Source organism: Streptomyces sp. NPDC111802 (genome assembly GCF_055634335.1).
Map to the genome: position 1 here is coordinate 89,801 of NZ_JBVKCZ010000006.1, position 12,208 is coordinate 102,008.

Annotated in this window: 10 protein-coding genes; 5 read left to right on the forward strand and 5 right to left on the reverse strand. The window is 70.4% G+C overall.

The window, feature by feature from the left end; translation table 11 throughout:
• Window positions 1–199 precede the first annotated feature (199 nt).
• Window positions 200–1,009, forward strand: a complete 810-nt coding sequence (locus ACZ7NC_RS08110; RefSeq protein WP_471485977.1) for an endonuclease I family protein — start codon at window positions 200–202, stop codon at window positions 1,007–1,009.
• Between the two features lie 129 nt (window positions 1,010–1,138).
• Window positions 1,139–1,393, forward strand: coding sequence for a hypothetical protein (locus ACZ7NC_RS08115; protein ID WP_471485979.1), 255 nt, complete (start codon window positions 1,139–1,141; stop codon window positions 1,391–1,393).
• Here the strand turns inward: ACZ7NC_RS08115 and ACZ7NC_RS08120 are convergent.
• The 3 genes from ACZ7NC_RS08120 to ACZ7NC_RS08130 are packed head-to-tail and all read right to left on the reverse strand — an operon-like array spanning window position 1,383 to window position 5,554.
• The gene (locus ACZ7NC_RS08120) at window positions 1,383–3,071 is read right to left on the reverse strand and encodes a thiamine pyrophosphate-binding protein (protein WP_471485981.1); all 1,689 of its coding nucleotides are present in this window, start codon (window positions 3,069–3,071) and stop codon (window positions 1,383–1,385) included. The genes ACZ7NC_RS08115 and ACZ7NC_RS08120 overlap by 11 nt on opposite strands.
• Window positions 3,068–4,036 carry an agmatinase gene (gene speB, locus ACZ7NC_RS08125; RefSeq protein WP_471485982.1) on the reverse strand — a complete coding sequence of 323 codons (969 nt, stop codon included), beginning with the start codon at window positions 4,034–4,036 and terminating at the stop codon, window positions 3,068–3,070. Before speB ends, ACZ7NC_RS08120 begins: the two co-directional genes overlap by 4 nt.
• Window positions 4,037–4,093: 57 nt before the next feature.
• On the reverse strand, window positions 4,094–5,554 hold the full coding sequence (locus ACZ7NC_RS08130) for a sodium:solute symporter family protein (protein ID WP_471485984.1): 1,461 nt from the start codon (window positions 5,552–5,554) through the stop codon (window positions 4,094–4,096).
• A 190-nt stretch (window positions 5,555–5,744) separates the two neighbouring features.
• On the opposite strand from ACZ7NC_RS08130, the gene ACZ7NC_RS08135 reads away from it, so the two are divergent.
• From ACZ7NC_RS08135 to ACZ7NC_RS08145, 3 genes are all read left to right on the forward strand, one after another.
• A complete protein-coding gene (locus ACZ7NC_RS08135; protein WP_471485986.1) occupies window positions 5,745–7,676 on the forward strand; it encodes a PucR family transcriptional regulator ligand-binding domain-containing protein in 1,932 nt (643 codons plus the stop codon).
• Window positions 7,677–7,750: 74 nt separating this feature from the next.
• Complete coding sequence (locus ACZ7NC_RS08140) at window positions 7,751–8,542, forward strand: phosphatase (RefSeq protein ID WP_471485988.1); 792 nt, start codon at window positions 7,751–7,753, stop codon at window positions 8,540–8,542.
• 151 nt (window positions 8,543–8,693) lie between these two features.
• Window positions 8,694–9,887 (forward strand): acyltransferase family protein, encoded by a 1,194-nt coding sequence (locus ACZ7NC_RS08145; protein WP_471485989.1) that lies wholly within the window; start codon window positions 8,694–8,696, stop codon window positions 9,885–9,887.
• A gap of 56 nt (window positions 9,888–9,943) precedes the next feature.
• Here the strand turns inward: ACZ7NC_RS08145 and ACZ7NC_RS08150 are convergent, their stop codons facing one another.
• Together ACZ7NC_RS08150 and ACZ7NC_RS08155 are read right to left on the reverse strand one after the other, a co-directional pair.
• Window positions 9,944–10,810, reverse strand: a complete 867-nt coding sequence (locus ACZ7NC_RS08150; RefSeq protein WP_471485991.1) for an acyl-CoA thioesterase — start codon at window positions 10,808–10,810, stop codon at window positions 9,944–9,946.
• Between the two features lie 50 nt (window positions 10,811–10,860).
• Window positions 10,861–12,018 carry an acyl-CoA dehydrogenase family protein gene (locus ACZ7NC_RS08155; RefSeq protein WP_471485993.1) on the reverse strand — a complete coding sequence of 386 codons (1,158 nt, stop codon included), beginning with the start codon at window positions 12,016–12,018 and terminating at the stop codon, window positions 10,861–10,863.
• Window positions 12,019–12,208: the final 190 nt, after the last annotated feature.

Consider the following 12,208-nt stretch of genomic DNA (forward strand, 5'->3'; position numbering starts at 1 on the left):
CCAACTCCGCACCCAACGGCCCCCGGCACCCGCCGGGGGCCGTCTCGGCGCATCAACTCGCGTAGACAAACCCCGATTTGCCGTTTCCCGTCACCCAATGGACACGTGCAAGCCCTCGACTTCACTGCATGTCCATGCCACGCTCCCGTTTGCCGCCTCATTCAACCCGCGTAGATCCCCGCGTAGATGGGAACCCCACATGCTGGCGACACACATACGCCGCAGCCGCTGGAAGTCAGTGGCGCTGACGACGGCCGCCGTTCTGGTCGGCCTCACCACCCCCGCGCTCACCGCCTCCCCGGCCGCGGCGACGACGACGGAGTACGACGACACGTACTACGCCGACGCGATCGGCAAGTCCGGCACGGCCCTGAAGGACTCGCTGCACACGATCATCAGCGACCAGACGACGATCTCGTACTCGGCCGTCTGGAACGCGCTGAAGGTCACCGACCAGGACCCGAACAACAGCAGCAACGTGAAGCTGCTGTACAGCGGCATCTCCCGCAGCAAGTCCCTGAACGGCGGCAGCACCGGCAACTGGAACCGCGAGCACGTGTGGGCCCAGTCCCACGGCGACTTCGGCACCTCCGCCGGCCCGGGCACCGACCTGCACCATCTGCGCCCCGAGGACGTGCAGGTCAACAGCATCCGCGGCAACAAGGACTTCGACAACGGCGGCAGCAGCTTCACCAACTCCGGCGGCAGCCTGACCGACTCCAACTCCTTCGAGCCGCGCGACGCCGTCAAGGGCGACGTGGCCCGCATGGTCCTCTACATGGCCGTCCGCTACGAGGGCGACGACAGCTGGCCCGACCTGGAGCCCAACGACGCCGTCACCAACGGCAGCGTCCCGTACCACGGCCGCCTCTCGGTCCTGAAGGCCTGGAACGACGAGGACCCGCCGGACGCCTTCGAGGAGCGCCGCAACGAGGTCATCTACGACTCCTACCAGGGCAACCGCAACCCGTTCATCGACCACCCGGAGTGGGTCGAGGCGATCTGGTAGGCCACCTCTGTTTCAGCCGCCTGTTTCAGTCGCCCGTAGACGCGCCAGGGTCCTCGTCGGCCCTGGCGCGTTCGGTCACCACCTGTGTAGCGGAGTGACCTGCGCCGATCTGATGCCGTTGACCCGGCCATGAAAAAGATCAGCGCGCTCGCCGCGCTCACCATGGCAGCCCTCGTACTCACCGCCCCGGCCCACGCCGACGACGGTGACCGGGGTCGTATCAACATCGCCGGCTACTCCAGCGCCGGCCTCTGCAAGGAGGCACTCGCGCTCGTCCCATGGGCCCTGCCGTTGACCGGCCCCGCCGTGGACGACGCCTGCCACAACCGCGACCACGTCGACGACACCCGCGACCGGACCGCTGAGCCGGCCGTCACGTCGTAAGGTGCGTCGGCGCGAACATCCGCAGCACCGCCGGGAGTACGACCACCGACGGCCCCGGCTCGGACAGCGCCTTCGCCAGGTCGGCCTCCAGTGTCTCCGGGGTCGTACGGACCCCGGGGACGCCGAAGGACTCGGCGAGCGCCACATAGTCCGGACGCGTCAGTTCGGTCGCCGTGGCCTCGCCGAAGGTGTCCGTCATGTACTCGCGCAGGATGCCGTAGCCGCCGTCGTCGACGATGAGCCAGGTGACGTCCAGGTCGTACTGGCGGACGGTCGCGAGCTCGGCGATCGAGTACAGGGCGCCGCCGTCGCCGGACACCGCGAGCACCGGGCGGGTCGGATCCGCGACCGCCGCGCCGAGCGCCGCCGGGAAGCCGTAGCCGAGGCCGCCGGCGCCCTGGGCGGAGTGCAGGCGGTTGGGGCCCTTGGCGTCGAAGGCCGACCAGGCCCAGTAGGCCAGGATCGTCATGTCCCAGAAGGACGGGGAGTCGGCGGGCAGGGCATGGCGTACCGCCGCCAGCACCTGCTGCTCCAGGGTGAGTTCCTGCGCGGCGATGCGCTCGGCGACCTTCGCGAGGACCTCACGGACGCGCTCCGGCGCGGACGGATCCGTACGCTCCTGCACTGTCTCCAGCAACGCCTGCAACGCAAGGCGCGCGTCCGCGTGGATGCCGAGGGCCGGGTGGTTGGACTCCAGCTTGCCGAGGTCCGCCTCGATCTGGATGACCCGGCCCCGCGGCTTGAACGTGTGGTAGTTGGAGGACAGTTCACCCAGTCCGGAGCCCACCACCAGCAGTACGTCGGCGTCCTCCAGGAAGTCGGTGGTGTACCGGTCCTCGATCCACGACTGGAGCGACAGCGGGTGCTTCCAGGGGAACGCCCCCTTGCCTCCGGGGGTGGTGACCACCGGGGCCTGGATCAGCTCCGCGAGCTGCCGCAGCTTGCCGCTCGCGTCCGCCCGTACCACTCCCCCGCCCGCGATGATCGCCGGACGGGCCGCCTTCGACAGCAGATCGGCCGCCACCGCCGTCAGTTCGGGGCGCGGCGGCAGCTCCTCGGGGAAGGCGTCGCCGCCCGTCACGACCGGGATCGACGTCTGGGCGAGCAGCACGTCCTGCGGGATCTCCACCCACACCGGGCCGTGCGGGGCCGTGAGCGCCGACTTCCAGGCCGCCTCGATCGCGGAGGGGATCTGGGACTGGGTGCGCACGGTGTGGACCGACTTCACCACGCCCCTGAACGACGCCGCCTGGTCCGGGAGTTCGTGCAGATAGCCATGGCGGCCGCCGCCGAGTCCCGCCGTCGGGATCTGGCTGCTGATCGCCAGCACGGGGGCACTCGCCGCGGCCGCCTCCTGGAGCGCCGCCAGTGAGGTCAGCGCGCCCGGCCCGGTCGACAGCAGCAGCGGGGCCGCCTCGCCCGTCATCCGGCCGTACGCGTCCGCCGCGAACCCGGCGTTGTTCTCCACCCGCAGGCCGATGTAGCGCAGATCGCTGCGGCGCAGGGCGTCGAACATGCCCAGCGCGTGCTGGCCGGGGAGGCCGAAGGCGGTCGTCGCGCCGAGCGCCGCCAGCGTCTCCACGACCAGGTCCCCGCCGTTGCGGCCGGGGGGAGGGTTCAGCGCGCCCTCCGTCTGGGCGGCGGTGGGGCGGAGTACCAGGTCGTGGTCGTGAGTCACTTCGCGCGTGCCTCTGCAATCTGGCGGGACATGATCGTGGTCAGTTCGTACGCCGTGTGGGACGCGGCCACCGACGTGATCTCGGCGTGATCGTACGCGGGCGCCACCTCGACGACGTCTGCCGAGACCAGGTTGCAGGACGCGAGGCCCCGCAGGATCTCCAGCAGCTCGCGCGAGGTCATGCCGCCGGCCTCGGGGGTGCCGGTGCCGGGCGCGTGGGCCGGGTCGAGGCAGTCGATGTCGATGGAGATGTAGAGCGGGCGGTCGCCGATGCGCTGGCGCAGCTGGTCGGCGACCTCGTCGGCGCCGCGGCGGTAGACGTCGGCGGAGGTGACGATGCCGAAGCCCATCTTCTCGTCGTCGGTCAGGTCCTGCTTGCCGTACAGCGGGCCGCGGATGCCGACGTGGGAGAGGGCGGAGGTGTCGAGGATGCCCTCCTCCACCGCGCGCCGGAAGGGCGTGCCGTGGGTGTACTCGGCGCCGAAGTAGGTGTCCCAGGTGTCGAGGTGGGCGTCGAAGTGGAGCAGGGCGACCGGGCCGTGCTTCTTGGCGACCGAGCGCAGCAGCGGCAGCGCGATGGTGTGGTCGCCGCCCAGGGTCATCAGTCGGGCGCCGGTGCCGAGCAGCTCGTCGGCGGCGGCCTCGACGGTCTCGACGGCCTCGTTGATGTTGAAGGGGTTCACCGCGATGTCGCCGCCGTCGGCGACCTGCGCCAGGGCGAAGGGCGAGGCGTCCTGCGCCGGGTTGTACGGGCGCAGCAGCCGGGACGCCTCGCGGATCGCGTTGCCGCCGAAGCGGGCGCCCGGCCGGTACGAGACGCCCGAGTCGAACGGCACGCCGACCACGGCGACGTCGGCGCGGCCGACCTCGTCGAGGCGCGGGAGCCGGGCGAAGGTCGCGGGGCCCGCGTACCGCGGGATGCGGGAGGAGTCGACGGGGCCGCGGGGCGTCTCGTTGCTGCTCATAGGGAAATGCCTTCTTTCCTACGCTTCATCGCGTATGCGGGATATCTGCCTATGACTCTACTGGTGAGCCGGCACCGGTTCGGACACGAGTTCGGGGTCCCGCCCGGCGAGACGCTCACGCCAGGCGGCGAGTACGGCCGCGTCGGTGGGCTTCGTCATCAAGGAGACGGCGATGTACGCGGCGAGGGAAGACAGCAGGCCGTAGTAGACCGGTTCGTTGGCCAGGATGCCGTGGGTCGCCATCAGGGTGATCACCGCGACGCCGCCGACCACGACCGAGGCGAGTGCGCCGTGCGCGGTGCCGCGGCGCCACAGCAGTCCGCCGAGGATCGGCACGAGCAGTCCGCCGACCAGGAGGTTGTAGGCGACGGTCAGTGCCTCGACGACGTTGTTCAGCGCAATGGCCGTAACGATCACGGCGAGGCCCATGATGAGGATGAAGGCACGGTTGCCCTTCACCTCGTCGTGCGCGTCCTCGGCCGGGCGGACCGCTCCGCGCAGACGTGACCAGATGTCGTTGTTGGCGACGGTCGCGCAGGCGATGAGCGCGCCGGAGGAGGTGGACATCACGGCGGCGAGGGCGGCGGCCAGCACCAAGCCCCTCACACCGACGGGGAGTTCGTCCTTGACGATGGTCGCGAAGGCGTCGTCCGGGCTGGCGAGCTTGGGGTAGAGCACCTTGGCCGCGGTGCCGATGACGGCGCCGGCGAGGGCGTAGGCGAGACAGTACGTGCCGGCGACGGTGCCGCCCCACTTGGCGGTCCTGTCGCTGCGGGCGGTGAAGACGCGCTGCCAGATGTCCTGCCCGATGAGCATGCCGAACGTGTAGATCAGGACGTAGGTGAAGATCGTCTCGCCGCCGATGCCCAGCGGGTCGAAGTACTCGGTCGGCAGCTTGGCCTTCATCTCGCTGAACCCGCCGGCCTTGACGACGGCGATGGGCAGGAGCAGAAGCAGCACGCCGACGGTCTTCACCACGAACTGCACCATGTCGGTGAGGGTGATCGACCACATGCCGCCGAGGGTCGAGTAGGCGACGACGATGGAGCCGCCGAGGACGATCGCGACGGTGCGGTTCATGTCGAAGAGGACGTCGAAGATCGTGGCGTACGCGATGGTCGACGTGACCGCGAGCATGAGGGTGTACGCCCACATGACGACACCGGAGATGACGCCGGCCCGGCCGCCGTAGCGAAGGTCGAGCATCTCGGAGACGGTGTAGACCTTCAGACGGGCGATGCGGGCGGAGAAGAAGACGGAGAGGGCGAGGAGCCCGAGGCCGATGGTGAACACCATCCAGGCGCCGGAGAGCCCGTACTGGTAGCCGAGCCCGACACCGCCGATGGTGGACGCGCCGCCGAGGACGATCGCGGCCATGGTGCCGGAGTACATGGTCGGGCCGAGCCGGCGGCCCGCGACCAGGAACTCGCTCTTGGACTTGGCGCGGCGCATGCCCCACCAGCCCATGGCCAGCATGCCGGCCAGATAGACGACGATGACTGTGTAGTCGACGGCCATGTGGGGCCTCCTTTGCGCACATCCCGGTGGCGTGTCGTGCAAATGGGGGGTGGGGACGCTCGGCAGCGGTTCGCGGGGACATCCGCCCGTACCCGCGGCTGCCGGTCTGGAACGACAGTAGGTGGCCGGAAAGTGACTGCGAAGTGTACGTTTCATCCATCTGAAATTGCGCAAGTGTAGGAATCATCCAATGCCGGATCCCGCCGTTCCGCCCACTCCACCGGTACCGCTCTCGGCGCTGCTGGCCCGCGAGGACCTGGGCCTGCGCCAGATCGCCGGGCCGCCGGACCGGGACACGGCCATCCACTGGGCGCACACCTCGGAGATGGCCGATCCGTATCCGTATCTGCTGGGCGGCGAGCTGCTGCTGACGGCCGGCGTCCACATCCCCGAGGCGGCGGGTTCGGGTACCTACTTCGACGACTACGTCTCGCGCATCGTCGAGGCGGGCGGCGCCGCCCTCGGCTTCGGTCTCGCTCCCGTGCACGACACGGTCCCGCGCGCCCTGGTCGAGGCGTGCGACACCTACCAACTCCCGCTCCTGGAGGTCCCGCCCCGGACCACGTTCTCCGGCGTGGCCCGCGCGGTCTGGCAACTGATGGCCCAGGCCCGCCACGCCGAACTACGCCGAGTGACAGAGGCCCAGCAGAGCCTTGCGGCGGCGGCCTCCCGCCCGGACCCGGTACGCGCGGTGCTGCGGCAACTGGCCCAGCGGGTGGAGGGCTGGGCGGTCCTGTACGGCCCGGAGGGGACGGAGGTCGCCTCGGCGGGACGGAGGCCACGGACTGGACCGACGCGGCCCGGCCCGCAGGCCACGGCGAGCGGATCGCCGAGCCCGCGGCACACGGCGAGCGGATCGCCCGGTCAGAGGCCGACGGACGGGGCGACAGGCCAGGACCCGCAGCACACGGCGAGCCGATCGCCCGGCCAGAGATCGACGGACGGGGCGACAGGCCAGGACCCGCAGCACACGGCCAGCCGATCGCCCGGCCAGAGGCCGACGGACAGGGCGACAGGCCAGGACCCGCAGCACACGGCCAGCCGATCGCCCGGCCAGAGGCCGACGGACAGGGCGACAGGCCAGGACCCGCAGCTGACGGCGAGCGAGTCGACAGGCACGCAGCACACGGCAAGCGGCAACACAGCCCAGCCACCGCACGACGGAGCAGACCCCCGGCTCCCACAGCACACGGCAAGCGACCCGACACACCAGCCACCCCAGAACGGCACGGCCGGCCACCAGCCGCAGGATTCCGTCGCCGCAGCCCTGGCCGCGCTCGCCGAAGTCGTGCGGCCCTCGGGGCCGGGGACCCCCACCTCCGCCGCCGACACCGCCGCCGGCACTCACCTCGCCGCCTACGCCCTCGGTGCCGGGCAGGGGTTCGTGCTCGGGGTCGCCGCGCCGCGCCGGGACACCGGCGATCACACCATCGCCTCCGTCGCCGCGGTGCTGCTCTCGCTCCTCACCGGCGAGCACCAGAGCGGTTCGGGTGCGGCGCGCTCGTCGGCGCTGGTGCGGCTGCTGCTGGGGGCCGGGCCGGAGGCGGTGGCCCCGTTGCTCGGCGGTGACCGCCGGTTCGTGGTGCACGGCCGGCCCGACGCACAGCCCTGTGACGCCGTGGCCGCCTCCGCGCTGGGCGCCGCGCTCGGCTCCCCGCTGGTCGACCTGGCGCGGGACGTCGTACGCGTCCTCGTCCCGGCGGACCGCGAACCGTCCCCGCAGCCCGGCTGGACGCTGGGCGTCAGCGCCCCCGCGGCCGCCCGGGACTGGCCCTCGGCCGACGCCCAGGCGGCCCGCGCCCTGTCCCGGGCGCGAGCGACCCGCATCCCGCTGTACCGGCACGGCACTCACCGGCCCGCCCTCTCCGACCTGCTCTCCCCCGACGAGGCCGAGACCCACGCCCGCACCCTTCTCGCGCCCCTCGCCCCGCCCCTGACGGAGACCCTGCGCACCTGGCTCTCCCTGCACGGCAGCTGGGACCGCACCGCGGTGGCCCTCTCCGTCCACCGCAACACCGTCCGCCAGCGCATCGCCCGCTGCGCGGCGCTGCTCGGCACGGACCTGGACGACCCGGACGTACGGATGGAGCTGTGGTTCGCCCTGCGCCGCATCGAGCCATGATCCGTACAGTGACCCGCGTCGCACGCACCCCGGACTCGGGCGTTCCGACAGTTGTCTGCCTCACAATGGGGACCATGCCGATACCCGGGACACCCAGCCGCGCCGAGCTTGTCGACCACCTAGTCAGAACCCGTATCGCGGGCGACGTCGCCACTCCCCGCGAGAACAACCTCTCCCACTACCGCAAGCTGGCGAACGGCGACCGCCACTACTGGCTCGGCCTGGAGCTCGGCGACCGCTGGACCGACGAGCAGGACGTCCTCGCGGTGATGGCGGAACGCGTCGGTGTGAACGACGACGCGGAGCACCGCCACGGCCAGGACACCATCGACCCCGAGCTGACGGTGGCCGCGCTGGAGCGCATGGCGGCCCGGTTGCGCAAGGCGGCGGACGGCGGCCAGCGGGTCCTGTTCGCGACCGGCCACCCGGGCGGTCTGCTGGACGTCCACCGCGCGACGGCGGACGCGCTGCGCGCCGCGGGCTGCGAGATCGTCGTGATCCCGGACGGCCTCCAGACCGACGAGGGTTACGTCATGCAGTTCGCGGACGTCGCGGTCCTCGAACACGGCGCCACCCTCTGGCACACCCACTCCGGGGAGCCGATGAAGGCCATCCTCAAGGGACTTGAGCGCGAGGGACGTCCGCTGCCGGACCTGGTCGTGGCCGACCACGGCTGGGCCGGATACGCAGGGCAGCACGGAATCGACTCCGTCGGTTACGCCGACTCCAACGACCCGGCGCTGTTCCTCGCGGAGGCGGAGGGGACCGTGCAGGTGGTGGTGCCGCTGGACGACCACGTGGTCAGCCCGCGCTACTACGACCCGATGACGGCGTATCTGCTGGGCGAAGCGGGCCTGGTCGAGTAGGAGTTGTACTCGACCTCGTTGAAATCTCGGCGAACCCTGTGGGATTTCTTGATGGAGGTCACAGCCCTGCACACATCCCCCTGAGACACGTCTCTGTCTGTTCAACCGGAAACGGAAGTGACAGAGCGTTTCAGGGGAACGGATGGTGCTGATGCACGCTTTGAACAGTGGATACGCAGGGCTTCCCGCACAGCCGCTCCCCCCTCTCGCCGAGGCGGCGGGCGAACTCCCGCCGCGCCCGGCCCGGATACGGAAGCACTCGGCGCCTCCCCCGCGGGAGGGACGCCGGCTGTACGTCATCGACGGCGTCCGCCTGCTCGCCGCCGTACTGGTGGCCGTGCACCACTACGCCGGCACCGACCGTCTCGACCAGCCCGGCAACCCGGTCTGGGGCCGACCGGTGTCCGAGATCATGCCCACGGTCTTCCGCTTCTCGACCTACGGCTGGATCGGCGTCGAGATCTTCTTCGTCATCAGCGGCTTCGTGATCTGCATGTCGTGCTGGGGCCGCACTCCGCGGCAGTTCTTCGTCTCCCGGGTGATCCGGCTCTACCCGGCGTACTGGTTCGCCATCGCCTTCACCACGGCCGTCATCGTGGCCCTGCCGGGGGTGTGGGAGCGGCTGCGGCTGCGGGACATCCTGCTCAACCTCACGATGCTCCAGTCCGGTTCGGCCTCGCCGCATGTCGACGGCGTCTACTGGACCCTGTGGACGGAGCTGCGGTTCTACCTCCTCTTCCTGGTGGTCGTCGCGATGGGGCTCACGTACCGAAGAGTCGTGGTCTTCTGCTGCGTCTGGGGCACCGCCGCGATGCTCGCGCCGATCTCCGAGCTCCGTCTGATGATCCTGCTCGTCAACCCGGTCGCGGCCTGGTTCTTCATCGCCGGGCTGGTGCTGTACCTGATGTACCGGTTCGGTCAGGACCTGCTGCTGTGGGGCATGCTGACCCTGTCGTGGCTGATGGCGCAGGTCGAGATCGGGCGCCGGATCGAGTCCGTCGAGCATGTCTCCGGCTGGCGCGGCAGCGCGCTGATATACACGGTGTTCCTGCTGTTCATGGTCGCCGTCGCGCTGGGCTTCACGGACCGCGTCCGCTGGAAGTGGCTGGTCACCGCGGGCGCGCTGACGTATCCGCTCTATCTGACGCACTACCTCGCCGGTACGGCGCTGATCAACCGGCTGCGGGACACCATGGACCCCCGGCTGCTGATCGCCGTGGTGATCGCCGGGTTCCTGGTGCTGAGCCGGCTGGTCCACCGGTGCGTGGAGCGTCCGGCGGCGGAGCTGCTGAAGCGGGGGCTGGACACGTCCTTCGCCCGGCTGCGGAACGCGACCCGCGCCTGATCCGCCGGATTCGCCGGATTCGCCGGATTCGCCGGATTCGCCGGATCACCGGTCCGTCAGCGCGGAACGCGGACCACGCCCTCCTGGATCACCGACACCGCCAGCCGCCCGTCCTGCGTGTGGATACGGGCCTGCCCGAGCCCGCGTCCGCCGTACGCCGACGGCGACTCCTGGTCGTACAGCAGCCACTCGTCCGCCCGGAACGGGCGGTGGAACCACATCGCGTGGTCCAGCGAGGCCCCGACCACATCGCCGACGGCCCAGCCGCCCCGGCCGTGCGCGAGCAGCACCGAGTCGAGCAGGGTCATGTCAGAGACATAGGTGGCGAGTACGACATGCAGGAGCGGGTCGTCGGCGAGCTTGCCGTTGGTGCGGAACCAGACCTGGGAGTGCGGTTCGCGGGGCTCACCGAACTTTCCGTACGGCGGCTCGTCGACATAGCGCAGGTCGACCGCCTGGCGTGCCTCCAGGAACCGTTCGACGACCGCCGGGTCGAGGTGGTCGTAGTCGTGCAGCCGCTCCTCGGAGGTGGGGAGCGTCTCCGGGTCGGGCGCGGGCGGCATCGGGGCCTGGTGGTCCAGGCCCTCTTCGTACGTCTGGAAGGACGCCGACAGCGCGAAGATCGGCTTGCCGTGCTGGACGGCGACCACCCGGCGGGTGGTGAAGGAGCGGCCGTCGCGCATGCGGTCGACGTTGTAGACGATGGGCGCGCCCGGGTCCCCCATGCGCAGGAAGTACGCGTGGAGGGAGTGGGCGGGCCGGTCCGCGGGGACCGTGCGGCCGGCGGCGACGAGCGCCTGGGCCGCGACCTGGCCGCCGAAGACGCGCGGGACGACGGCGGAGCGGGACTGGCCGCGGAAGATGTTCTCCTCGATCTGCTCCAGGTCGAGCAGATCGAGGAGACCCTGTAGTGCCTCGTTCATGGCACCTTTTCTACTGGCAGGTAATTACAGGGGCCTTACCGGCCCATGTCCTACAGTCCCATGTCCTTCGCGATGATCGACTTCATGATCTCGCTGGTACCGCCGTAGATGCGGTTGACGCGGTTGTCCGCGTACAGGCGGGCGATCGGGTACTCGTTCATGAAGCCGTAGCCGCCGTGCAGCTGGAGGCAGCGGTCGATCACGCGGTGCGCGACCTCGGTGCAGAAGAGCTTCGCGGAGGCGGCCTCGGCGGGCGTCAGCTCGCCGGCGTCCAGGGCCTCCAGCGCGCGGTCCGCGACGGCCTCGGCCGCGTCGACCTCGGCCTGGCAGGCGGCCAGCTCGAACTTGGTGTTCTGGAAGGCGGCGACCGGCTTGCCGAAGACGGTGCGCTCCTGGACGTACTCCTTGGCGAACCGGACGGCAGCCTTGGCCTGCGCGTAGGCGCCGAAGGCGATGCCCCAGCGCTCGGAGGCCAGGTTGTGGCCGAGGTAGTAGAAGCCCTTGTTCTCCTCGCCGAGCAGGTCCTCGACCGGGACCTTCACGTCGACGAACGCCAGCTCGGCGGTGTCGGAGGTCTTCAGACCGAGCTTGTCGAGCTTGCGGCCGACGGAGTAGCCCTCGGCCTTGGTGTCCACCGCGAACAGGGAGATGCCGTGGCGGCGGTCCTCGGCGCTGGGCGCGTCGGTGCGGGCGCAGACGATCACGCGGTCGGCGTGGACACCGCCGGTGATGAAGGTCTTGGCGCCGTTGAGGACGTAGTGCGTGCCGTCCTCGGAGAGCTTGGCGGTGGTCTTCATGCCCGCGAGGTCGGAGCCGGTGCCGGGCTCGGTCATCGCGAGCGCCCACATCTCCTCACCGGAGACGAACTTCGGCAGGAACCGCTTCTTCTGCTCGTCGCTGGCGAGCATCTTGATGTACGGCAGACCGAGCAGCACGTGCACGCCGGAGCCGCCGAACTGCACACCCGCGCGGGAGGTCTCCTCGTACATCACCGCCTCGAACTTGTACGAGTCGATGCCGGCGCCGCCGTACTCCTCGTCGACGCGGATGCCGAAGACGCCGAGCTCGGCGAGCTTGTAGTAGAAGTCGCGGGGCGCCTGGCCCGCCGCGAACCACTCGTCGTAGACCGGGACGACCTCGGCCTCGATGAAGGCCCGGATGGTCTCCCGGAACGCCTCGTGATCCTCGTTGAACACCGTACGGCGCACGCCGTCCACCTCCACCGGTACATGTCTAAGCGCTTGCTCACTCACCGTACCGGCGAGTATCAACAACCGTCCAGAGGTCCCTCCCCGTAACGCTCGTCACGCTCGTGCCCGACAGCGTCATCGCGTCGCGGTTCGGCCGGGGCGGTGCTCTACTGGAACAGCCGGAACCGCTCGGCCTCCGGGGGTCGCC

Bases quoted from the DNA above. Each gene is read 5' to 3' on its own strand.
- ACZ7NC_RS08110 (WP_471485977.1), top strand. From the start codon at position 200: ATGCTGGCGACACACATACGCCGCAGCCGCTGGAAGTCAGTGGCGCTG.
- ACZ7NC_RS08115 (WP_471485979.1), top strand. From the start codon at position 1,139: ATGAAAAAGATCAGCGCGCTCGCCGCGCTCACCATGGCAGCCCTCGTA.
- speB (WP_471485982.1), bottom strand. From the start codon at position 4,036: ATGAGCAGCAACGAGACGCCCCGCGGCCCCGTCGACTCCTCCCGCATC.
- ACZ7NC_RS08130 (WP_471485984.1), bottom strand. From the start codon at position 5,554: ATGGCCGTCGACTACACAGTCATCGTCGTCTATCTGGCCGGCATGCTG.
- ACZ7NC_RS08135 (WP_471485986.1), top strand. From the start codon at position 5,745: ATGCCGGATCCCGCCGTTCCGCCCACTCCACCGGTACCGCTCTCGGCG.
- ACZ7NC_RS08140 (WP_471485988.1), top strand. From the start codon at position 7,751: ATGCCGATACCCGGGACACCCAGCCGCGCCGAGCTTGTCGACCACCTA.
- ACZ7NC_RS08145 (WP_471485989.1), top strand. From the start codon at position 8,694: ATGCACGCTTTGAACAGTGGATACGCAGGGCTTCCCGCACAGCCGCTC.
- ACZ7NC_RS08150 (WP_471485991.1), bottom strand. From the start codon at position 10,810: ATGAACGAGGCACTACAGGGTCTCCTCGATCTGCTCGACCTGGAGCAG.